The organism is Corynebacterium sp. MSK032 (assembly GCF_030232065.1).
Lineage (GTDB): Bacteria > Actinomycetota > Actinomycetes > Mycobacteriales > Mycobacteriaceae > Corynebacterium > Corynebacterium jeikeium_D.
Genome location: NZ_JASPJR010000005.1, coordinates 113,444 through 134,304, shown reverse-complemented (window position 1 = coordinate 134,304; position 20,861 = coordinate 113,444). Strand labels below are relative to the sequence as shown.

The following is a 20,861-nucleotide window of genomic DNA, read 5'->3' as shown; positions in this document are numbered from 1 at the left end:
CCACTATCAAGGGGGAGAAATGGACGAAATTCACGCGTGGGCTTACCTGAATCGTGTGATAGAGGCGACGCATCCGCAGATTGTGCGGCTCGTGACGGAGTTTGGGCCGGTAGAGGTAGCAGAGAGGATCAAGGCTCGCGCCGGGCTGCCGGAAGGTCTGCTCAATACGACGCAGGCACGGGCCGACGTTGACCAGAGCGGCCACGATTTGGAGCTGGCGGCAGCGATGGGGTGGCGTCTTATTTATCCGGGGCACCCAGAGTGGCCGGGGGAGCTGCTGTCCTGCTTTACGACGCTCGAAGTCCGTGACCGCGCCGATGCACCGCCACTTGCGCTGTGGGTGCGTGGCCGTGACTTGCGGGACGTGGTCAGTGAAGCGGTGGCGATTGTCGGAACGCGGATGGCCAGCAGCTACGGGACACAAGTGGCGGCCCAACTCGCGGGACAGTTCGCGAACGCGGGGGTTAGTGTCATCAGTGGTGGTGCGTTGGGTATTGATGCCGCGGCGCATCGAGCTGCGCTCGACGCTGGCGGCACTACGGTTGTGGTCGGAGCCGGTGGTGTAGGGGTTGACTATCCGCGGGCGCATGCAGAGCTCTTCGACCGGATTGCAGAGCGGGGTGCGCTGATTACGGAGTATCCACCGGGGGTGCGACCAGCACGGCATCGGTTTTTGACTAGGAATCGGCTGGTAGCGGCCCTATCGCGAGCAACCACAATCGTCGAGGCGGGCTGGCGTTCAGGGGCGCGCAACACAGCGCACTGGGCAGTGAGGCTAAACAAGCCCTTGGGAGCAGTGCCGGGACCGGTGACGCTGCAAACTACCTCTGGCTGTCATGATCTAATCCGCAGTGGCGAGGCTGTCCTGGTGTGTAGTGCCGATAATGTGCGGTCGCTGTATCGGTCAGTTGGCACAGTGAATGAGGATGCTCAGCTTGAATTGTTGTGGGAAAAGTCGGCGGTGCAGAAGCTTTCTCGAAACGAGCTCGCTGTCTACGACTCTCTGAATTCTGCGGAGCCAACGCCGGTGGGAGAAGTCGCAGCGCAGGCGGGATTGGCCGTGGCGCTTACGACACATTTGTTGCTGGAGCTGCAGGGACGGGGGCTGACCAGTCGGGTGGAGGGTGGGTGGTTGCGCCAGGAACAGAAGCGTTAGTGAGGCGCTAATAAAGCCTTCTGCAGAGAATCTCGAAAAAATCTTGAATTAGGTATTGCAATTCTCTGTACGCTCAGTAATATAGGCAAGGCAAGCCTAAGTAACTGTTACGGAAACGGGCTTGTGACATGGGTGAGGCAATAGGGCAGTGGCTCTGGCGAAAGTCGGAGTCACTGCCTTTTTCCGCTGTCTGGTGAGGTCTCGCGGTGTGCATCTACTAAGGTCAGAACCGTGAAGCGCGCAACCAATAACGACGACAGGACTGAGCCGGATCTCGGGTTATCCGCCAATATTGAGGCCGTGCTCATGGATTTTCTCGATGAGCTGACTTATTCCCGCAGACTCTCTGACGCAACCGTCCGTGCCTATCGAGCCGATCTCATCCCCCTCCTCGCCGGCCTGGACCACATCAGTGAACTCTCCACCCCTGTCATCCGTGCGCACCTCGGCGCGAAGCATGCGGAGGGTGCTGCGCGGTCATCGCTGGCTCGCTTAACGACGTCCATTCGCCAGTTCTGTAGTTGGCTCGTAGCTCGGCAAATTCTCGATGCTGATCCGTCGCTGCGGCTGTCAACGCCGAAGAAACATCAGCATCTTCCGGAAGTGCTCTCGCCGGAGAGGGTTGAGGAGGCAATCGAGAAAGTCTCCTCCGAGGACAGCGCAGTTGCGGCTCGCGACTTGGCCATTGTGGAACTGTTGTATGCCACTGCGATGCGTGTAGAGGAGCTGTGCAAGGCTGACGTCTCTGATGTGGACTTTTCCCGCCACATCATCTCGGTAGTGGGTAAGGGGAACAAGCAGCGCATCGTGCCCTTCGGTGTACCAGCGGAGGCGGCACTCAAAGGCTGGCTCCAGGTGCGTGGAAGCTTTCATGCTTCCGCACAGGCCGAACATGCGCTTTTTCTCGGTGTGCGTGGAGGTAGATTGAATCCTCGTCAGGCGCGCCGAGTGATTCATAAATGGGCTGATGTTTCACCGCATTCGCTCCGGCACTCTGCGGCCACAGCCATGGTGGAAGGTGGCGCTGACTTGCGTGTGGTGCAGGAGATGCTCGGTCATTCGAGTCTGGCGACCACGCAGATTTATACCCACGTCTCAGCGGACCGCCTCCGTGAAGTACACAAGCGGGCACATCCGCGCGCTTAATCGCGCAGGGTTGTTTAATTGCGTACAGGCTTGAGCACGATTGGTCTCCGCTGTATCAAATCCAGTGGGTTGAGATAGTCTTTGCCGCGCAGTGCGCCCCAATGCAGGCCCGGTTCGGGATGTTTGGCGTTGACCACAAGATGACCAATCACCTGGCCAGCGGCCACGTGGTCTCCCTTTTCTAACGCGGTATCTATGGGCTGATAGGTTGTGCGGATGCCATCGGCGTGCATGATTGACACGGAAGTCATTCCGGCGATCGAACCGGCGAAATGCACCACACCGGGAGCTGAGGCGCGGATTGGCTGGCCCGGGGAGGCGTTCAGGTCTACTCCGCGATGTCCAGGCTGCCAGCGTTTTTCCGGTGGGGTGTAGAAGCGTAGAACTTTGCCGTGCACAGGGAAAGTATGCGTAATAGCGGATATTGGCTCGCCGGTAGCTGCAGGTGGGCTTGGGGGTGTTGTTAGCGCGACAGCGAGCACGAATAGCGCTAATGTGCGCATTAGCGAGCGCCTGAAACTCTGCTTGGTTGTCATGCGCGATAGTGTGGCGGACGCTACACCCGTCGACAAGCGGCAGTGCATTGCAAACGGTTCTAGCTGTGGATGACTTTTTGTCCTGTGGATAGCAGGGCGTGTCAGATATTGCGACCTGCGCGATGTATCAGATAAGATTACGCTCGCGGTGTCTGCCTTAATGGGCGGTCATTAGCACAAAGACTACGCGCGCGACCCATTCCGGCTGGTTCACGGGTGCTCGGCAGGATATCTGTCGGGTGTGAGGCAGCGGGGGAGCGCTAGGGCACAGGGAAAGCCTGTGCGTGAACTGTAACCACCTATATCGGATAAGAAAGGAAGGGAAGCAGCCGCAGCCCTAGTCAGGCTGGACGTGAGGATCTTCCCTGAATATGACATGGCTGTTGTATCCATGCGAGAACTGCTCGATGCAGGTGTCCACTTCGGTCACCAGACCCGTCGTTGGAACCCGAAGATGAAGCGTTTCATCTTCACCGAGCGCAATGGCATCTACATCATCGACCTGCAGCAGACCCTGACCTACATCGACGAGGCTTTCGAGTTCGTCAAGGAGACTGTCGCTCACGGTGGCAACATCCTGTTCGTCGGTACCAAGAAGCAGGCTCAGGAAGCCGTTCAGAACGAGGCAGAGCGCGTTGACATGCCGTACGTCAACCACCGCTGGCTCGGCGGTATGCTGACCAACTTCGCCACCGTTTCCAAGCGCCTGGCTCGCCTGAAGGAGCTTCAGGCAATGGACGCTGCTGAGAACGGCTACGAGGGTCGCGGCAAGAAGGAAATCCTGATGCTGACCCGTGAGCGCACCAAGCTGGAGCGCACCCTGGGCGGTATTCGCGACATGTCCAAGGTTCCGTCCGCACTGTGGATTGTTGACACCAACAAGGAGCACATCGCTGTCTCCGAGGCTAAGAAGCTGGGCATTCCGGTTGTTGCCATCCTGGACACCAACTGCGACCCGGATGACGTTGATTTCCCGATCCCGGGCAACGACGACGCAATCCGCGCTGCTTCCGTGCTGACCCGCATCATCTCCACCGCTGTTGAAGAGGGCCGCAAGGCTCGCGCTGAGCGCGAGGCCAACGCTGCTCGCGAAGCAGCAGGCGACGCTCCGATCGAGTCCGCCGCTGAGAACACCGACCAGGCTGCAGAGATGGACGCCGAGGGCTCCGCTGCAACTGAGACGGCATCCGCTGAGTAAAGCTGAACTTTCTAACCACCACAAGTTCTAACCACCACAAGGAGGAACGCCCAGCATGGCGAATTTCACTGCTGCTGACGTCAAGAAGCTCCGTGAGCTGACCGGCTCCGGCATGAAGGCTTGTAAGGACGCACTCGTCGAGACCGACGGCGATTTCGACAAGGCTGTCGAGATCCTGCGCATTAAGGGCGCAAAGGACGTCGGCAAGCGTGCAGAGCGCACCGCTGCCGAGGGCCTGATTGCTGTTTCTGGTAACACCATGGTCGAGGTCAACTCCGAGACCGACTTCGTTGCCAAGAACCAGGAGTTCATCGACTTCGCCAACAAGGTCGCCGACGCTGCCGCAGCAGTCAAGGCAAACTCCCCGGAAGAGCTCGCAGCAGCTGACCTCGACGGTCAGACCGCAGCTGAGGCTACCCAGGAGCTCTCCGCAAAGATCGGTGAGAAGCTGGAGCTGCGTCGCGCTGCTACTCTCGAGGGCGACAACATCGCTGTCTACCTGCACCGCCGTGCAGCAGACCTGCCGGCAGCTGTCGGTGTTCTGGTTGCTTACACCGGTGAGGGAGAGGGCGCTGCAGAGACTGCTCACGCAGCAGCTATGCAGGTTGCCGCTCTGAAGGCTCAGTACCTGTCCCGCGAGGATGTCCCGGCTGACCGCGTCGAGGCAGAGCGCGCTGTCTACGAGAAGATTACTCGCGAAGAGGGCAAGCCGGAGCAGGCTATCGCCAAGATCGTCGAGGGCCGTCTGAACGGCTTCTACAAGGACGTTGTTCTGCTGGAGCAGCCGTCCGTCGCTGACAGCAAGAAGACCGTTAAGCAGCTCATGGAAGAGGCTGGCGTTACCCTGACCGGTTTCGTCCGCTTCGAGGTTGGTCAGCACTAATTCGCTGTAATTTGTGCATAAGCCTCTAGCTGTGAGCTAGTTTAAATGCCCCGCTCGGGAACCCGGGCGGGGCATTTTGCTGCCATGTTGCAGACAATGCGGAGCGTCAAGTGTGCCTTGCTGTCGTGACCGGGTAGACTCGTCTGCGACTTTTTAAACGGTGTGAGAAAGGTGCATGGTCATGGCAGAATCTGTCGAGCGCAATGGCTTCAAGCGTGTGATGCTCAAGCTCGGTGGTGAGATGTTCGGTGGCGGCAAGGTTGGCGTTGACCCGGACGTGGTGCAAAACGTTGCCCGACAGATTGCGGAAGTTTCCCGAAAGGGCGTCGAGGTCTGTGTCGTCATTGGCGGAGGTAACTTCTTCCGTGGCGCACAGCTTCAGCAGCGCGGCATGGACCGCGCACGCTCTGACTACATGGGCATGCTGGGCACGGTCATGAACTGCCTGGCTCTGCAGGACTTCCTCGAGCAGGAGGGCGTGGACTGCCGTGTGCAGACTGCTATCAACATGGCACAGGTCTCGGAGCCGTACCTGCCGTTGCGTGCTAAGCGCCACCTGGAGAAGGGCCGCGTGGTCATCTTTGGTGCAGGTATGGGTATGCCGTACTTCTCCACCGACACCACCGCCGCCCAGCGCGCCCTGGAGATCGGCTGCGAGGTGCTGCTGATGGCCAAGGCCGTTGACGGTGTCTACTCGGCCGACCCACGTGAGGTGCCGGACGCAGAGCTGTTCGATGACATCACCCACCGTGAGGTTCTGGAACGCGACCTGCGCGTTGCGGATGCCACCGCTTTCTCCCTGTGCATGGACAACAACATGCCGATTCTCGTGTTTAATCTGCTTACCGACGGAAACATTGCGCGCGCGGTAGCCGGTGAGCAAATCGGTACTCTCGTCCACAGCTGATAAATTTGTTCGTAATACGTTCTTTCCACAGAGCGCTCTAGAACTATCTAGAACCCGCGTAGAAACCCGAGGTTAAAAACACAATGATTGATGAAGTCCTGCTTGACTGTGAAGAAAAGTACGGTAGCTCCGTAGAGCACTGCCGCGAGGAGCTGACGCACATTCGCACTGGCCGTGCGAACCCGGCGATGTTCAATGGCGTTATTGCGGAGTACTACGGGGTTCCGACTCCGATTACCCAGATGGCTACCATTTCGGTTCCAGAGCCGCGCATGCTGCTGATTAAGCCGTATGAGCTGAGCGTTATGGGCGACATCGAAAACGCGATTCGCAACTCCGACCTGGGTGTGAACCCGACTAATGATGGCCAGGTTCTGCGCGTAACTATCCCGCAGCTGACCGAGGAGCGTCGTCGTGAGATGGTTAAGGTCGCACGTTCGAAGGGCGAAGACGCCAAGATCGCGATTCGCAATGTCCGTCGTAAGGGCATGGAAACTCTGAAGAAGATTCAGAAGGACGGCGATGCTGGCGAGGACGAGGTGCAGGCAGGCGAAAAGGAGCTGGACCAGGTCACCAAGAACTACGTCGAGCAGGTGGACTCCTTGGTTGAACGCAAGGAAGCGGAATTGATGGAGGTTTAGGCCTTCATATTCAACCGGGAGAGGGGATTTGAGGCGCCAATGCCAACGTCGAAGCCAGCGTCCAATAAGGAACGTGTTCTAGACGAGCTACGGCTTATTAAGCCGCGTAACTCGGCAGGTCGGAACCTGCCGGTTGCAATTACGGTGGGCGTAGCACTTGGTGCAGTCGTCATCATCGGCTTGCTACTGGGGGCGCTCGCCTGGACCGTTCTGGTCGCCGCGGCGGTTGGTCTCGCAACCTGGGAGGTCTGCGAGCGGCTCCGTGAGTCCGATTGGCAGGTCCCTCGCCCGGTATTGATTCTCGGCGGACAGCTGATGGTGTGGTTGTCTGCCTACTGGGGGATTGACGGTTTGGTCATGGGCCTGGCCGCGACTCTGATGCTCTTGCTGGTCGTTCGTCTGTTCTTACACGGGATGGCCGAAGCACCACGGAACTGGCTGCGGGATGTCGCAGTCGGTGTTTTCGTGATGATGTGGATTCCGTTCTTTGCCGCGCTAGCAGTGCAGCTGGTACGCATGGACAATCCCTGGGGAGTTGATCCGCGTCTGGTCATTGTGACCTTCATGATTGGGGTTATTTCAAATGACGTCGGAGGCTATGCCGCTGGTGTAATGTTCGGAAAGCATCCGATGGCCCCAAAGGTAAGCCCTAAAAAATCCTGGGAAGGGTTCGGCGGCTCTCTTGTACTCGCCACCATTACTGGAGCGCTCTGTGCGATCTTTATGTTGCACGCGCCGTGGTGGCAGGGCATCGTGCTGGGCATCGCCCTGGTTATCTCGGCTACGCTTGGTGACCTGATGGAGTCCCAGTTCAAACGAGATCTGGGGATTAAAGATATGTCCTCGATTTTGCCGGGCCACGGCGGTCTGATGGACCGCCTGGATGGCATGCTGCCATCAGCCGCGATGACGTGGCTGATATTGCAGCTATTCAGCCTAGTTTAATTCGGCTGGTTCAATCGGCCTTTAGTTGCCGCCCTTACGAATCTGGCGGCGCAGATCAAACATTCGCCAGCCACCGATGAGTGCGGTGATGAGGGCGCCGAGGATGGCAGCGAACAGCATTCCGACGCCGACTGGGAAGTTCCAGGTCCAGCCGAACAGGTTTAGTGCGGTCTCCTGCTGATTCTGCAGAATGAACACCAGCAGTACGATCAGCAAAACTGCACTGATGACCAGGCCAATCCACATAGAGCCCGCAGTGGTCTTTTTCACCTTACGCTGGCCAGGGGCGGGCGCTGGCTCCGGTGCGGAGTCCTTCTCTGTCGGCGCGTCAACGACTGGCTCTGGAAGGTTGTCCTGCTCAGGTGCAGGAGCCACGGAATCATTTGGGGAGTACGACGGAACGTCGTCGAAAAGCGGACTGTCGTTATTCGGCTGATTAGCGTTAGTCATACCTATCATTCAACACGTTTTGGCAGGTATGTACCACTTATAAAGGTTCACTTAGTTGCGGCTGCCGAGTCACTCATTAGGCCAAAACCGTCATTACATGCGAAAATGGGTGTCATCATGGCATCTTCACTTCCAATCGTTCTTAAAGCTCCACGTCGCGGCATGCCCGCGACCCATTTTGCGGACCTCGATGTTGAGGAACGGAAGGCTGCGGTCAAGGAACTGGGCCTGCCGGCCTTCCGCGCCGATCAGATTGCCCGGCACTATTACGGTCGGCTTGAGGCTGACCCTATGACGATGACTGACCTGCCAGAAGCAGATCGTCAAAAGGTCAAGGACAGTCTCTTCCCACCTCTGTTGACTCCCGTTCGCCACATCACCTGTGACGACGGCGAGACTCGTAAGACTCTGTGGCGTGCAGGTGACGGTACGCTGCTGGAATCCGTGCTGATGAAGTACCCGGGGCGTGCGACCCTCTGTATTTCCTCACAGGCCGGTTGCGGTATGGCATGCCCATTCTGCGCGACGGGGCAAGGCGGTCTGCAGCGTAATCTCTCCACCGCGGAGATTGTCGACCAGGTGCGTGAGGCCGCTGCCACTATGGCAGCTGAGGGCGGTCGTCTGACCAACATCGTATTCATGGGCATGGGCGAGCCGCTCGCGAACTACAATCGTGTTCTCGCCGCCGTCCATCGCATCACGCGGCCCTCGCCGGAGGGATTCGGCATCTCGATGCGCAATGTCACCGTCTCTACGGTCGGTTTCGCGCCGAACATCCGACGGCTTGCCGACGAGTACCTGTCAGTAACTCTCGCGGTGTCTCTGCATACTCCGGATGACGAGCTTCGCGACGAGCTGGTACCGATCAACAATCGCTTTACAGTGGCCGAGGTACTCGATGCAGCTCGCTACTACGCAGACAAGACAGGCCGTCGCGTATCTATTGAGTACGCTTTGATTCGCGATATTAACGACCAGGATTGGCGTGCAGACCTGTTGGGTAAGAAGCTCCACAATGCTCTGGGCTCACGTGTCCACGTCAACCTAATCCCGCTCAACCCAACTCCGGGTTCGATGTGGGACGCCTCCCCGAAGAAGCAGCAGGAGGAGTTCGTCCGCCGCGTACAGGCCCAGGGGGTACCGTGCACGGTCCGCGATACCCGTGGCAACGAGATTGCGGCAGCGTGTGGTCAGCTGGCGGCTGAAGAAGTTTAGTCGCTGAATAGCAAAAATCCGCACCGAATTCGGTGCGGATCTTTTTGTGCGCTGTAGCGCTATAGAGCTGTCGCTATAGAGCTGTTAGGCCAGACTTTCTGCAAAAGTGGCTAACTCTACTGGTTCTGTCCTTCCGGCAGGCGGTTCCAGGAGCGCAGCTGAGAGTCGGTCAGGTTAGCGTAGACACCAGTGCCGTTAACCTGGTCACGTGCCCACTCCGGCTCAATGTGGCCTTCCGGCTTGTTGTGACCGGTAACGGTGCGGACCTGAGAACCCTGCGGGGCGAACAACTGCAGCAGCAGGCCAATAGCAATCAGGGCGGCGATGGCGACCAGCCACCAGTTCTCGACGTTGCCCTTGTGGTTACCAATGGTCATACCCAGCAGGAAAATCACGGAAATCCAGCCGGCCTTCTGCATAGCGCTCTTGCTAATGCCGTGCCAGCCCCACTTCGCCGACGGCTCGTCGAGGGTGCTGACGCCGCGGTAAATCTCTTCCTTTGGCTCGTGGTTGCTCACTTGAAAGTCCTCCTGTAAACACTTTCGGCGAATTGCACTCTATATGCACTTCAGTCTATCTGCGATTTTGCTGAAAGCGACTGAGCGCATTTTCAGACAATCTTGAGTATCGGGTGTAAGGATACCTTAGAACTTGCTGAAATTGGGACTTCGCCCGGCCGGAAACTCTCCGCCGGTGTGCTCGTTTGCCCAAAGTGGGGGTAGGGTGAGCACTCGTGACATTTCTTCTTGGAGTTTTACTCTTCGCAATCGGCATCGCGGTGACAATCGCCCTTCACGAATGGGGCCATCTCACCGCAGCTCGACTGTGTGGAATGCAAGTGCGTCGGTACTTCATTGGTTTCGGCCCAACGCTGTTTTCCTTCAAGCGGCATCACGCTGCGGCAGGAGGGCATGACACCGAGTATGGAGTAAAGGCAGTTCCGTTTGGCGGATTCTGCGACATCGCAGGTATGACCGCTATGGATCCAATCGATCCTGCCGAAGAACCCTACGCCATGTACAAGAAGCCGTGGTGGCAGCGCATTATCGTGATGCTCGGTGGGGTGGCAATGAACCTCATCGTTGGATTCATCATTCTTTACTTCATTGCCGTGACGTGGGGTTTGCCCAACATGGGTAAGGAAATGGCGCCACGCATTCAGGCGGTGCAGTGCGTCTCGCCGGCACAGCGTGCCGACGGCACGCTGGAGCCCTGCACTGGTTCCGGTCCTGCAGAGCGCGCAGGGCTACGTGCCGGAGATGTGATTGAGAAGATCAATGGCACCAAGATTACGTCCTACCCCGAGGCTGTGTCGCTTATTGGCAGCTCTGCAGGTGGCGACATCAAAATGACCATCGACCGCAATGGCACCTCCGAGACGGTCACGGTCACCCCGGAAGTCGTCAAACGCAAGACTAACGACGGCCAGGACATCGACCAGCCAGCGATTGGTATCGCCTTCCAACGCCCAGAAACTGTTCTCCACGAGTACAACGCAGTGACCGCCATCGGTGGTGCGGCCAGCTTCACAGGCAGTCTTTTTGGGGCGGTTTGGAATGGGCTGCTCTCCATCCCGGAGAAGGTTCCCGGTGTGGTTGCGTCCATCTTCGGTGCTCAGCGTGACCCGGCCAGCCCAATGAGCGTCGTCGGCGCTTCGCGTGCCGGCGGTGAATTGGTGGAGATGAACCAGTGGCCGTCGTTCTTCCTATTGCTGGCCAACCTCAATTACTTCCTGGCCGTGTTCAACCTCGTGCCGTTGCCGCCACTCGACGGTGGCCACATCGCCGTTGTTATTTATGAACGCATTCGAGACGTGATTCGCAGGGCATTCGGTAAGCCAGCGCTTGGGCCTGCCGATTACACCAAACTCATGCCAGTTACTATGGCCTTTACCGCGGTTTTGCTGGTATTCGGCGTTCTGGTCATGGCCGCTGACGTGGTCAATCCAATTGTGCTGAACCGCTGATAGCAGGTTGCGGCGTGCCAGCGTCGTCGTAAAGCAAAGCGGTGCTAACGTCAGCCCACATGGAACAAACTTCGCGCCGCAAGCCCGTGCTTCGCAGTATCTCGGCTGTGGCAATCACGGGTCTGGTGTTGTCATCCGCCGCGTGTACGCCGCGGCCTGACACCGGGCGCGAGGTGCTCGAGGAATTCCTGGGGGCGCTGGCGGGAGGGGACGTTGCTAAGGCGGCGGCACTGACTGATCACCCGGACTCCGCTGAAGGAGATCTGAAGGCGGCCACTGCCGGACTCCAGCCGGAGGGGCTTGAGTATGAGATTGCGGGTATCGATTCCAGCTCGAACCAGTCCTCGGCGGAAGTCGCCATGAATTGGCAGCTACCGCATCAGCGACGCTGGGGATATGACACCACTTTCACACTGACCAAGACTGAGACTGGGCAACGGGATTGGGCATTGCGCTGGTCGCCAGCATCCCTGCATCCACAGCTGGGGCGTAACCAACACCCAGAATTGCGCACTATCGCAGCTCCACGTCCGTCTGTGGTTGGCTCGGACGGTGCGGCCTTGCTCGAGCCAGGGACTGTGCACCGGGTAATTCTCCATCGTGATGGGGCGGAGAATGTGCAGTCGTCGATTAACCGGGCGGCGACGGTCATCAATAATGAAATGCCGGAAGACGGTCCGAAGCTTGACGCACGCGCTGTGGGGGAGCAGGCGAGCGGCGGAAGGGGTAATTTTTCGCTGATCGTGTTGCCGGCATCCACGCCACAGCGTGTCAAAGATGATCTCGCTGACATTGATGGAATTTCGGTTAACGATGAAGCCGCTATGGTGCGACCCGACCCGGGGTTCGCGCCCGATTTGATGAGCCGCGTGGAAAGACTAGTGGACACCGGTGATCACGGTGCCGATGGCTGGAATATCGTGGCGGCCAACGAGGGCGGAGCCGTCGTCGGCACCCTCTATGAGGTGTCTCCGGATGTAGCGCCGGCGGTGCAGGCATCAATTAGTAAAAAGGTGCAGGACGCAGCGCAAAAGGCCGTCGATACGCGGCAAGATGCTAAGGCAATGCTGGTGGCTGTGCAGCCGTCTACGGGCAAGATTCTGGCGGTAGCACAGACAGCGGAAGCAGATAAGGACGGCGACCTTGCGCTGATGGGACAGTTCCCGCCGGGATCGACGTACAAGATTGTTACTGCCGCCGCAGGTGTGCAGCACGAGGGGCTAAATGCGGGATCGACTGTGCCGTGCCCAGGTTCGATGGAGATCGGGCCGCGTATTGTCACCAACTACAACGGAAGTGGTGTCGGGAATACCTCGCTGAGCGATGCGTTCGCGCGGTCTTGTAACACCACGTTTGGCAACATCTCTCACAAGTTGGAGCCAGGGCAGTTCAAGGAGGAGTCCAAGAACTTCGGCATCGGCATCAACTATCACATCGCGGGCCTCGACACTATTACCGGCAGCGTGTCTGATGGCAGTGATGAAGTCGAGCGTATCGATGCGGGCTATGGGCAGGGCAATGACTTGACCAGCCCGTTTGGCATGGCGCTGGTTTCCGCGACGGTGGCGGCCGGACGAACTCCGACACCGTCACTCGTGCCAAGCGCGGGAACCTGGCAGTCGCAGGTATCAAAGCCACTGCCGCCTGAGGTTTTGAATGAGGTTCGCACACTCATGCGGGCGGTGGTGACCTCTGGTACTGGTTCGGCCATTGCCGGTCGAGGTGAAGTTTATGCAAAGACCGGTGAGGCCGAGTACGCTGGCGGCTCCCACGCTTGGTTTACTGGCTACCGCGATGATTTGGCCTTTGCCACGCTTATCGTTGGCGGTGGTGGTTCGGAGCATGCCGTGGCGATTACCGATGCCTTCTTTGCCAATATCGATGAAGGTTCGGGGGACGAGGGCTAGAGCATTTCTGGCTTTGAAACCGGCACAGGCCGAAAGGCTAATCCGGGGGTAGGGGTAGAGTATGTTCCATGATTCAGCGTTCTCCACTTACTCAGCAAAAGTCCACTCCAATTCGCACCGTTCCGGCACATATTGAACGGCCGGAGTACGCCTGGAAGGACGAGGTTCAGGAAGGCGTCGGCGAGCCGCTGGTACAGACTCCGGAAGATATTGAAAATATGCGAGAGGTCTCTCGCATTGCTGCCAACGCGTTGGTGGAGGCCGGCAAGGCCGTAGCTCCGGGCGTGACCACGGATGAGATTGACCGGGTGGTGCACGAGTACCTGTTGGATCACGACACCTACCCGTCCACGCTGGGGTACCGCGGTTTTGAGAAGTCGTGCTGTGTGTCTCTTAATGAGATTGTCTGCCACGGTATTCCGGATACTCAGGTTATTGAAGACGGCGATATCGTCAATGTCGACGTCACCGGATACAAGAACGGTGTCCACGGCGACACCAACGCGACTTTCCTCGCGGGCAATGTCTCGGAGGAGCACCTCCAGCTAGTGGAGCGCACTTACAACGCCACCATGCGCGGCATTAAGGTCATCAAGCCGGGCCGTGAGATTAATGTCATCGGCCGCGTAATCGAGTCTTACGCTAAGCGTTTTGGATACAACACCGTTCGGGACTTCACCGGTCACGGTGTCGGTACCACGTTCCACAATGGTTTGATTGTCCTGCACTACGATGAGCCGAGCCAGGACACGATTTTCGAGCCGGGCATGACTTTGACTGTCGAGCCGATGATTAACCTCGGTGAGCTGCCGTACCACATCTGGGAGAATGGCTGGACTGTGCAGAATGATGACTTCAAGTTCACAGCTCAGTTCGAGCACACGGTGCTGGTGACCTCCGACGGCTATGAAATCCTCACTCTGCCGGATGAGCAGAACGTGCCAGGCCAGTTCCAGACTGGTTGGAAGCCCGAGGCCTAAACCGTGCAGGCCCCTGCAGCTCTGATTGCCGGCTGCACCTCAGATGCCGGTAAGTCGGTTCTGGTCGCCGGCATGTGTCGGCTACTCGCGCGCCGCGGCGTGAAGGTCGCGCCCTTCAAGGCGCAGAACATGTCCAACAATTGCGCTGTCACGCTCGACGGCGGCGAGATTGGGCGCGCGCAGGCTCTACAGGCGTTGGCCTGTGGGCTGGAGCCGGATGTCTCCTTTAACCCGGTGCTTCTCAAGCCGGGCTCGGACCACACCAGTCAGGTGGTGGTCAAGGGCAAAGCCGATGGGCATGTGAGCGCTCTGACGTACCGGTCGCGGAGAAAAGCGCTGCGCGGAGTAGTTGCGGAGACATTGGAAGAGTTGCGGGGGCAGTTCGATGTCGTCCTGTGTGAAGGCGCTGGTAGTCCTGCCGAGGTCAATCTGCGAGAGTCAGACATCGCCAACATGGGGTTGGCAGAGCTCGCTGATCTGCCGGTTGTGGTCGCCGGTGACATTGACCGCGGTGGGGTGCTTGCACATTTCGTCGGCACGCATGCAATTTTGAGCCGCGAAGACCGCGCGCGGATTACCGGTTTTATCGTCAACAAGTTCCGGGGCGATGTTTCGCTGTTGACACCGGGATTGGACGTGGTGCGCGAGCACACCGGCGTGCCCGTACTCGGCGTAGTGCCTTTTATTCCGGGGCTGTGGATCGATGCGGAGGATTCGCTCGGTACAGTCGCTGGTGCGTCGGTAGGGCCGGCGAACGCACCGCTGGGTACGGAAACGTTGTCCGTGGCCGCCATTCGCTTGCCGCGCGTGTCCAACGCCACCGATATCGAAGCGCTTGCCTGTGAACCAGGGGTACACGTGCAGTGGACGGTCGATCCGTCGGTCGTTGCTCGCGCCGACCTGGTCGTGTTGCCCGGGACGAAGTCGACGGTCGCCGATCTCAAGTGGTTGCGCGAGCGTGGGCTTGACGACGTGCTGGAGAACCGAGCTGCCCGGGGGTTGCCGCTGATTGGCATCTGCGGTGGGTTCCAAATGCTCTGCACCACCATCACTGACTCGGTGGAGTCGGTAGCCGGGACAGTGAACGGGCTTGGAGTGTTCGATACCGACATTGAATTCGCGGGGACGAAGACGCTGGTGAGCCACCCGGATGGCTCTTACGAAGTCCACAATGGACAGGTTGTGCGAAGCAGCGAGGCGCCCTTTATCACTGAGCCTGAAGAAGGGGCGCGGCGTGGCATGGTGATGGGTACGCACCGCCACGGCTACCTGGAAAATGATCAGGCGCGCCGTCAGTTGCTGAGCGAAGTCGCAGTTGCCGTCGGTCGAGACGGCTTTGAGGTCAGCTCTAATACTTCGTTTGCCGAAGAACGGCTGCGGCAGATCGACCTGTTGGCCGATGCAGTCGAGGAGTACCTGGCTGGGCCCGCATTGGCCCAGGCCACAGGTATTGAACAGCTGGGCTAGTTATCGAACTCCAGGCCCAGGATTGCGTTTTCAATCAGCTCTGGCAGTGCTGGGTGAATCCAGTGCTGGCCCTTGACAACTTCGCGCACATCCATCTCGAAGCTCATCATCTGGATGCACTGCTGCACTAGAGTGGCAGCCTGCTCGCCGATGAAGTGCGCACCCAGCAGGCGGCCGGTGGCGCGGTCCGCAATCAACTTGGCAAAGCCATCGCGATCCTCCAGCGCCCAGCCGTAGGCGACATCGCCGTAGTTCTGTACCTTCACGGTAATGTCCGTGCCATTTTCCGCAGCCCAGGCGCGAGCTTCATCCTCGGTCATACCGACCTGACCAATCTGCGGATGTGAGAAGACTGCCGACGGAATGTAGCGGTGGTCAAATTCGCGCAGGTCCGACGGATTCAGCACGTTGTGGAAGACAACCTTGGCCTCATGGTTGGCAATATGCTTCAGCTGGTACGGGCTAGAGACATCGCCCAGCGCCCACACACCTTCGGCAGAGGTGCGGCCGTACTGGTCAACCTTGATGCGACCATCGTCGTGCATCGCCACACCACCGGCTGCAAGGTCCATACGGTCACCGTTGGGGATGCGTCCGGTTGCCACGAGCAGGGCATCGGCTGCGAGCTCCGTGCCGTCGTCAAGCGTGACCGTGACGATCTCGCCCTCCTGGGAGAGCTCAGTGATGGAGGTGTTCATACGGATGTCAATGTCGCGGGAGGCAACCTCGTGGAAGCGCTCGGAGATAGCGGCGTCTGAGCCACGCAGCATGACATCGGAGCGCACCAGCATGTGCACCTTCGTGCCGAAGGATGCGAAGACATGCGCGAACTCGCTAGCGATGTAGCCGCCGCCGACGACGATCATTTCGCGCGGAAGCTTGTCGACGCGCATGATGTTCTCGTTGGTGTAGTAATCGACCCCGGAGTCTGCGATGAGGCCCGGAACGTGAGGGCGGGAGCCTGCAGCGATGATGATGTTGTCGGCTGTGATGTCGACGGTTTCCTCGCCGATGCCGGTGCGAATAGTGCGAGGGCCGACGAACGTTGCGTGGCGGTCGTAGACATCGATATTGGGAGTCTCGTCCCCGCGGCGGTATGCCTCGCCGCCGTCGGCAATCTGGTCGACGCGCTGGGCAAAAACGCGATCCTGGATTTGCTTGAGATCAACGGAGTCGAAGGTGCCGTGCACGCCCAGGCGGCTGGCCTCGCGGATGTTGCGGGCGGCATCAGCGGCCAGAACGAACATCTTGGTGGGAATACACCCAACGTTGAGGCAAGTACCGCCGAAACGTCCTTCCTCCACCAGAGCGATACGGACATTGTCGTAGGCCGGGGCTGGAATGGAATTGCCGGACCCGGTTCCGATAATGATGACGTCGTAGTGGCGTGGGGTAGTCTCAGGCGAATTCTCAGTGGTCACAAGCACTCCTAGCATTCTGGTCAAACTAGTTTGGTTCAACCGTACTGAATGCTGATTTATTCCGAGTTCCTATTCTGTGCTCCTATTTTGAGCTGTCTCCTGGATTGACTGTGGCAAGGAACTGGAATGTCTCATTAAAAGCGCGGTCTAGTGCTTCGGGTGCGGAGAGATACACGTCGTGGAGAGCACCCGGAATCGCGACGTTGCGAGCCTGCGGTCCCAAGTGGGCAGTGGCATCGGCAATTTGCTCAGTGTTGAGGACAGAGTCAACGCGGCTGAGTTCCGGTGTGTAGTCGGAACCGAGAAGGTAGTTGTCCGAGTGGAGAACGAGCGTCGGCACGCCGGTATCGATACCGCGGCTGACACGTTGCTGGCCGACGATGATGGCATTGAGCCAACGCCAGTTCTTGTCATGGCCAGCCAGCGGCTTGAAAGTGCGGTTGTACTCCCAGCGTCCCTGGTGGTCGGCGCTAATGGATTTGCCATAGCCGCCCGCAGACTGCACCGGAATGAGACTGTTAGGGCGAATCCGCGACATAACGCGAGTCACCAGCGAGTACACGGGAGCCTTTGCCCGGGAAACGTGCAGAGTCAGCCACGGTGAGTTCAAGACGGCAGCTGTGACGGAAATATTGGGTGCTTGCGGGCAATGGCCGCCTGTGCTTCGTAACCAATCGAGCCAGAGCACGGCAATGAGACCACCAGTGGAGTGCGCATTAACAGTGACAGTTGTATGACCGGCGTGGTCTAACACTGCGAGTGCCCTGTTGAGATCCTCGAAGTAATTCGTTAGATCGCTGCAGCCATGCCAAGTCTGCCCCGGTTGGTGTGCGCGCCCGCACTTACGCAGGTCAATAGCGTAAAAGGCGTAGCCTTCGGCGTGGTACCGCTCCGCCACGTGCTTCTGGAAGAAATAGTCCGACATCCCGTGAATCCATAGAACCGCCGGACGTTTTTGGAAGTCGCTTGCCGACGAGTCGGGGCAGTAGCGGACCAATACCGCGTGTACGGATCCCTCACCGTCGGGATCCTGGCCGAGTTCGATGACATGTTGGCTGTAGTCTTCGCCTAGGTTATCGGGGTTAAAGGTGGGGGTAACGAAATCGGGAATATCGGTAGTCACAGGGTCAAGCCTAGCGCCGATTACCGGGGGTAGTGGGAATGTGTGCCACAATAGATTATGGACTGAGACGGTAGCTCTCTTTTGCGTCTTTAGTTGTGTGCGCGCATGTGAGCGAGCGCTAGTTTGAATCACTAATCAAGTTAGTAAGGATGTTGACAGCAAAATGGCTGATAACAAGCTTCCTGCTTCCAGTGGCGACGAGGTAGACGTCGTCCTCATCGGTGCAGGTGTAATGAGTGCGACGCTGGGTGTGCTGCTCAAGGAGCTCGAGCCATCCTGGTCACAGGTTCTGTTCGAGCGTCTCGATCAGCCCGCCAAGGAGTCTTCCTCCCCGTGGAACAACGCTGGTACCGGCCACTCTGCTCTGTGCGAGCTGAACTACACGCCGGAGAAGAACGGCAAGGTCGATGTCACCAAGGCTAAGCTCATTAATGAGCAGTTCCAGGTTTCCCGCCAGCTGTGGACCTCACTGATTGAAAACGGCACCCTGACTGACCCGAAGGAATTCATCAACCCAGTTGATCACACCACCTTCGCTCAGGGTCCGGAGCAGATGGCGTTCATGCGTCGTCGCTATGAGGCACTTGAGAAGGAGCCACTGTTCCACGGTCAGGAGCTCATTGAGGATCCGGACCGTTTCGCTGAGTACCTTCCGCTGATGTCCGAGGGTCGTGACTTCTCCAAGCCGGTCTCCGCTATTCGTAACCCGAATGGTACGGACGTTAACTTCGGTGCACTGACCAAGCAGTACCTGGCCGCACTGTCCGATATGGGTACTGAGATTCGCTACGGACACGAGGTCACCGGTCTGAAGCGCGACGGTTCCAAGTGGATCGTCACCGTGAAGAACCTGCACACCAAGGACGTTCGCACCCTGGTTGCCAACTTCGTATTCGTCGGTGCCGGCGGTGACGCACTGCCGCTGCTGCAGAAGGCTCGTATTAACGAGATTCGCGGTTTCGGTGGCTTCCCGGTCTCCGGCCAGTGGCTGCGCTGCACCAACGAGGAAGTCATTGCTAAGCATGACGCCAAGGTCTACGGTAAGGCTTCCGTCGGCACGCCGCCGATGTCCGTTCCGCACCTGGACACCCGTGTTATCGACGGCAAGCGCGGCCTGCTCTTTGGCCCGTACGCCGGTTGGAACATGAAGTTCCTCAAGAACGGTAACAACCTGGACCTGATTAAGTCCCTGCGTCCGGCCAACCTGCCGTCCATGATGGGTGTTGGTGTCCAGGAGATGGGGCTGACCAAGTACCTGATTACTGAGGTTTTGAAGGACTTCGACGCACGTATTGAGTCCCTGCGTGAGTACGTCCCGAACGCTCGCCCAGAGGACTGGGAGCTGATCGTCGCTGGTCAGCGCGTCCAGGTCATTAAGCCGATGAAGGCTCCGGTCTTCGGTACCCTCGAGTTCGGTACCGCGGTCATCAACTCGTGGGACGGCACCATTGCCGGCCTGATGGGTGCATCCCCGGGCGCTTCCATCGCTCCGGCTGTGATGATTAGCCTGATTGAGCGCTGCTTCGGCCGTCACATGGGCAAGTGGGCCCCGAAGCTGAAGGAGCTCGTCCCGTCCTACGGTACGCACCTGGCTGATGACCCGGCTCTGTTCAAGGAGGTCTGGGAGGCTTCCCAGAAGACCCTGAAGCTGGAGCGCTAGTAACTCACTGAAGAGCTTCAGAGAGTTCAATTAAGCCAACATTGTTCTACCCCGCTGTGAGCCATCCGCTTGCAGTGGGGTAGAACTGTGCTTATGGAAAAAATCACGTCAGCGACCACTGCACAAACAGAGCCCACTTTTCCTTTTACTGCGATCGTCGGGCAGCAGCGACTACAGCTTGCGTTGATTCTGACCGCGCTATCCCCGGAGATTGGTGGTGTCGTCATCCGCGGTGAGAAGGGCACAGCCAAGACCACTACGGTCCGCGCGTTGGCGCCATTTCTCAGCGGATCGTTGGTAAACCTGCCACTCGGCGCTACGGAAGATCGAGTCGTAGGCTCCATCGATGTGGAGACCGTCCTGACTACCGGACACGCACAGTTCAATCCGGGACTACTCAGCGCGGCTGACGGTGGCATTCTCTATGTCGACGAGATTAACCTGCTGCCGGATCATCTCGTTGACTCCGTGCTCGATGCCGCAGCCACCGGTCGCGTGGTTGTTGAACGCGATGGTATCTCGCACTCCGCAACCTCCAGGTTCGTGTTGGTCGGCACGATGAACCCGGAAGAGGGCGAATTGCGTCCCCAGCTTCTCGACCGCTTTGGTCTCGCCATCGACGTCACCGCATCCAAGGATCCGGCTGTCCGCGCGGAAATCGTCGCCCGCCGCCTCGACTTTGACGCCGACCCGGAGAGCTTTGTCGCGCGGTTCGCCGCCGACGACGATGCGCTACACGCTCGCATCGATCGCGCGCGCGCACTGCTTGACGACGTCGAATTGACCCCCAACATTCTTGGTCAAATTGCCACAGTGTGCGCTGCTTTTGATGTGGACGGGATGCGTGCCGACATCGTCATTGCACGTACCGCCCGCGCTCACGCTGCCTGGCGAGTAGCCGGGGACGAGTCGGCGCAGCCGGCACCCGGCAATCCAATTGAGATCACTGCGGAAGACATTAAGGTAGCTGCGGAAATGGCACTGCCGCACCGTCGTCGCCGTGACCCCTTTGATGAACCAGGACTGGACCAGGAACAGCTCGACGATGCTCTGCAGGATGCAGAGGAGCAGTTCCGAGATGACCAGAATCAGCCAGAGTCGAGTCCGGAGTCGGATCCAGAGCCCGATGCTGAGCAGGTCTCCCAGTTCGACTCCAACTCCGAACCTCAGGAGCCACAACAGTCGAATTCCTCGGGATCGAAGGGAGGTCGCGCCGCTGAAGGCGCCCCCTTTCGCCGTTCGTAAAATCAGCGTTGACGG

Annotated in this window: 19 protein-coding genes; 14 read left to right on the top strand and 5 right to left on the bottom strand. The window is 58.7% G+C overall.

What is annotated here, in order from left to right; all coding sequences use genetic code 11:
* Window positions 1-19: 19 nt before the first annotated feature.
* Window positions 20-1,156 carry a DNA-processing protein DprA gene (gene dprA / locus QP995_RS04555; RefSeq protein WP_284852957.1) on the top strand — a complete coding sequence of 379 codons (1,137 nt, stop codon included), beginning with the start codon at window positions 20-22 and terminating at the stop codon, window positions 1,154-1,156.
* A 291-nt stretch (window positions 1,157-1,447) separates the two neighbouring features.
* Window positions 1,448-2,302, top strand: a complete 855-nt coding sequence (locus tag QP995_RS04550; protein ID WP_502869795.1) for a tyrosine recombinase XerC — start codon at window positions 1,448-1,450, stop codon at window positions 2,300-2,302.
* A gap of 14 nt (window positions 2,303-2,316) precedes the next feature.
* Here the strand turns inward: QP995_RS04550 and QP995_RS04545 are convergent, their stop codons facing one another.
* Window positions 2,317-2,838 carry a murein hydrolase activator EnvC family protein gene (locus QP995_RS04545; RefSeq protein ID WP_070429359.1) on the bottom strand — a complete coding sequence of 174 codons (522 nt, stop codon included), beginning with the start codon at window positions 2,836-2,838 and terminating at the stop codon, window positions 2,317-2,319.
* 376 nt (window positions 2,839-3,214) lie between these two features.
* On the opposite strand from QP995_RS04545, the gene rpsB reads away from it, so the two are divergent.
* The 5 genes from rpsB (at window position 3,215) to QP995_RS04520 (ending at window position 7,412) form a co-directional block, all read left to right on the top strand.
* Window positions 3,215-4,036 (top strand): 30S ribosomal protein S2, encoded by an 822-nt coding sequence (gene rpsB, locus QP995_RS04540; protein ID WP_038628671.1) that lies wholly within the window; start codon window positions 3,215-3,217, stop codon window positions 4,034-4,036.
* Between the two features lie 55 nt (window positions 4,037-4,091).
* A complete protein-coding gene (tsf, locus tag QP995_RS04535; protein ID WP_048735543.1) occupies window positions 4,092-4,919 on the top strand; it encodes a translation elongation factor Ts in 828 nt (275 codons plus the stop codon).
* Window positions 4,920-5,100: 181 nt separating this feature from the next.
* On the top strand, window positions 5,101-5,826 hold the full coding sequence (gene pyrH, locus QP995_RS04530; RefSeq protein ID WP_005509726.1) for a UMP kinase: 726 nt from the start codon (window positions 5,101-5,103) through the stop codon (window positions 5,824-5,826).
* A gap of 83 nt (window positions 5,827-5,909) precedes the next feature.
* Entirely contained in the window at window positions 5,910-6,467 is a 558-nt protein-coding gene (gene frr / locus QP995_RS04525) for a ribosome recycling factor (RefSeq protein WP_038628675.1), read from the top strand.
* Window positions 6,468-6,506: 39 nt separating this feature from the next.
* Window positions 6,507-7,412 (top strand): phosphatidate cytidylyltransferase, encoded by a 906-nt coding sequence (locus QP995_RS04520; RefSeq protein WP_048735546.1) that lies wholly within the window; start codon window positions 6,507-6,509, stop codon window positions 7,410-7,412.
* Window positions 7,413-7,433: 21 nt separating this feature from the next.
* On the opposite strand, the gene QP995_RS04515 is transcribed toward QP995_RS04520, so the two are convergent.
* Window positions 7,434-7,862 (bottom strand): lipopolysaccharide assembly protein LapA domain-containing protein, encoded by a 429-nt coding sequence (locus QP995_RS04515; RefSeq protein WP_070439607.1) that lies wholly within the window; start codon window positions 7,860-7,862, stop codon window positions 7,434-7,436.
* A 117-nt stretch (window positions 7,863-7,979) separates the two neighbouring features.
* Between QP995_RS04515 and rlmN the strand changes: the two genes are divergently transcribed.
* Window positions 7,980-9,077: a dual-specificity RNA methyltransferase RlmN gene (gene rlmN / locus QP995_RS04510; protein WP_049170933.1), complete on the top strand. Its 1,098-nt coding sequence runs from the start codon at window positions 7,980-7,982 to the stop codon at window positions 9,075-9,077.
* A gap of 116 nt (window positions 9,078-9,193) precedes the next feature.
* Here the strand turns inward: rlmN and QP995_RS04505 are convergent, their stop codons facing one another.
* Window positions 9,194-9,595: a DUF2631 domain-containing protein gene (locus QP995_RS04505; protein ID WP_038628682.1), complete on the bottom strand. Its 402-nt coding sequence runs from the start codon at window positions 9,593-9,595 to the stop codon at window positions 9,194-9,196.
* Window positions 9,596-9,810: 215 nt separating this feature from the next.
* Between QP995_RS04505 and QP995_RS04500 the strand changes: the two genes are divergently transcribed.
* The 4 genes from QP995_RS04500 (at window position 9,811) to QP995_RS04485 (ending at window position 15,397) form a co-directional block, all read left to right on the top strand.
* Window positions 9,811-11,043: a M50 family metallopeptidase gene (locus QP995_RS04500; RefSeq protein ID WP_284852955.1), complete on the top strand. Its 1,233-nt coding sequence runs from the start codon at window positions 9,811-9,813 to the stop codon at window positions 11,041-11,043.
* Window positions 11,044-11,102: 59 nt separating this feature from the next.
* The gene (locus QP995_RS04495; RefSeq protein WP_284852954.1) at window positions 11,103-12,950 is read left to right on the top strand and encodes a penicillin-binding transpeptidase domain-containing protein; all 1,848 of its coding nucleotides are present in this window, start codon (window positions 11,103-11,105) and stop codon (window positions 12,948-12,950) included.
* A 68-nt stretch (window positions 12,951-13,018) separates the two neighbouring features.
* Complete coding sequence (gene map, locus QP995_RS04490; protein WP_049170794.1) at window positions 13,019-13,930, top strand: type I methionyl aminopeptidase; 912 nt, start codon at window positions 13,019-13,021, stop codon at window positions 13,928-13,930.
* Window positions 13,931-13,933: 3 nt separating this feature from the next.
* The gene (locus QP995_RS04485) at window positions 13,934-15,397 is read left to right on the top strand and encodes a cobyric acid synthase (RefSeq protein WP_049170796.1); all 1,464 of its coding nucleotides are present in this window, start codon (window positions 13,934-13,936) and stop codon (window positions 15,395-15,397) included.
* On the opposite strand, the gene mtr is transcribed toward QP995_RS04485, so the two are convergent.
* Both mtr and QP995_RS04475 read right to left on the bottom strand, forming a co-directional pair.
* A complete protein-coding gene (mtr, locus tag QP995_RS04480; protein ID WP_049170798.1) occupies window positions 15,394-16,833 on the bottom strand; it encodes a mycothione reductase in 1,440 nt (479 codons plus the stop codon). The two genes, QP995_RS04485 and mtr, sit on opposite strands and share 4 nt — an antisense overlap.
* Before the next feature lie 67 nt (window positions 16,834-16,900).
* The gene (locus QP995_RS04475) at window positions 16,901-17,941 is read right to left on the bottom strand and encodes an alpha/beta hydrolase (protein WP_049170801.1); all 1,041 of its coding nucleotides are present in this window, start codon (window positions 17,939-17,941) and stop codon (window positions 16,901-16,903) included.
* Between the two features lie 163 nt (window positions 17,942-18,104).
* On the opposite strand from QP995_RS04475, the gene mqo reads away from it, so the two are divergent.
* Both mqo and QP995_RS04465 read left to right on the top strand, forming a co-directional pair.
* Window positions 18,105-19,601 carry a malate dehydrogenase (quinone) gene (gene mqo / locus QP995_RS04470; protein WP_049170803.1) on the top strand — a complete coding sequence of 499 codons (1,497 nt, stop codon included), beginning with the start codon at window positions 18,105-18,107 and terminating at the stop codon, window positions 19,599-19,601.
* Between the two features lie 93 nt (window positions 19,602-19,694).
* Window positions 19,695-20,846: a magnesium chelatase ATPase subunit I gene (locus QP995_RS04465; protein ID WP_049194032.1), complete on the top strand. Its 1,152-nt coding sequence runs from the start codon at window positions 19,695-19,697 to the stop codon at window positions 20,844-20,846.
* Window positions 20,847-20,861: the final 15 nt, after the last annotated feature.